1 protein-coding gene is annotated in these 1,423 nt (G+C 56.9%); it reads left to right on the top strand.

Annotated features, from left to right (window positions below; genetic code table 11):
* The first annotated feature begins 111 nt into the window (after nucleotides 1–111).
* Nucleotides 112–1,413, top strand: a complete 1,302-nt coding sequence (locus PseAD21_RS29305) for an IS4 family transposase (RefSeq protein ID WP_102359175.1) — start codon at nucleotides 112–114, stop codon at nucleotides 1,411–1,413.
* Nucleotides 1,414–1,423 lie beyond the last annotated feature (10 nt).

Here is a 1,423-nt window from a genome sequence, read left to right as displayed (position 1 = left end):
CCATCCCTTTCAAGGTCTTCGGTAAAATCCCCTGAAATTTCATTCAGGGATCCCCAAACGATGTGGGCCGATGTTCTAGCGCGTTTCGAGAAAAAAGCACCTGCCAGTGTCATGGCTAAATTGGCGCTGGAGCAGGCTATTGCCCCTGAGTGGGTCGATCAGGTTTTCGAAGAGCATCGGCAACGGCAGTATTCTCGTGAGCTGCTGTTCTCGACCATCATCAAGCTGATGTCCCTTGTTTCATTGGGCCTGAAGCCATCCCTGCACGCCGCCGCGCGGCAACTGGAAGATCTTCCTGTCAGTTTGGCGGCTCTCTACGACAAGATCAGTCGTACCGAGCCGGCGCTGTTGCGCGCCCTGGTTACGGGCTGCGCTCAACGCCTGACTCCAACCATAAAAGAGCTGGGTTGCACGACGATGCTGCCGGGTTGGCAGGTTCGGGTAGTGGACGGTAATCACTTGGCATCCACTGAGAAACGTCTGGGAGCTTTACGTCACGAGCGCGGCGCCGCTCGTCCCGGTTTTTCGGTGGTGGCCTACGACCCCGACCTCGATCAGGTCATCGACCTTCAGGCGTGTGAAGATGCCTACGCAAGCGAGCGAGTGTGTGTGCTGCCTCTATTGGCCAATGCCGAGCCGGGCCAGGTGTGGCTGGCTGATCGACTCTATTGCACGCTCCCGGTCATGGAAGCTTGTGAGCAGGCCCAGACCTCCTTTGTCATTCGTCAGCAAGCCAAGCATCCACGCTTGATTCAAGAAGGTGAGTGGCAGGAGCCAGTGCCTGTGGAAACAGGCACTGTGCGTGAGCAGATCATCCAGGTCAGAGGCGGTTACCAATGTCGGCGTGTCGAACTGACGCTTCATTCGCCAACGGACTCGGGAGACAGCAGCTTGATGTTCTGGAGCAACCTGCCCCAAAGCGTCAGTGCACAGCAGATCGCAGAGCTCTATCGCCGCCGCTGGAGCATTGAAGGGATGTTCCAGCGACTGGAAGCGATTCTGGAAAGTGAAATCGAAACCCTTGGCAGCCCAAAGGCTGCCTTGCTCGGGTTCGCCACTGCGGTATTGGCCTACAACGTCCTGGCCGTCCTCAAACGAAGTGTCGAGCAAGCTCACCGGGAGACTCAGCCTGAAGGATGGGAAGCCTCCATCTATCACTTGGCGGTTCAGGTCAGGAGTGGTTATGAGGGAATGCAGATTGCGCTGCCCTCGGAATATCTTCCCGTTGTCCCTCTGGAGCAACTGGCCCAACGCTTGTTGGAGCTGGCCAGAAACATCCAGCCCAAACAAGTTGCGAAAAGCCCCCGTGGCCCCAAGGTGCCCAAACCCAAGACATGGGTAAAAGGCACAGCGGTGAATGCTCATGTTTCAACGGACAGGGTAATCAAGGGAGCCAAAACGAAAAGACCTTGAAAGGGATGGC

The organism is Pseudomonas sp. AD21 (genome assembly GCF_002878485.1).
Classification (GTDB): Bacteria; Pseudomonadota; Gammaproteobacteria; order Pseudomonadales; family Pseudomonadaceae; genus Aquipseudomonas.
Note: the sequence above shows the minus strand (reverse complement) of the source record. Positions and strands in the feature narration are given on the sequence as shown.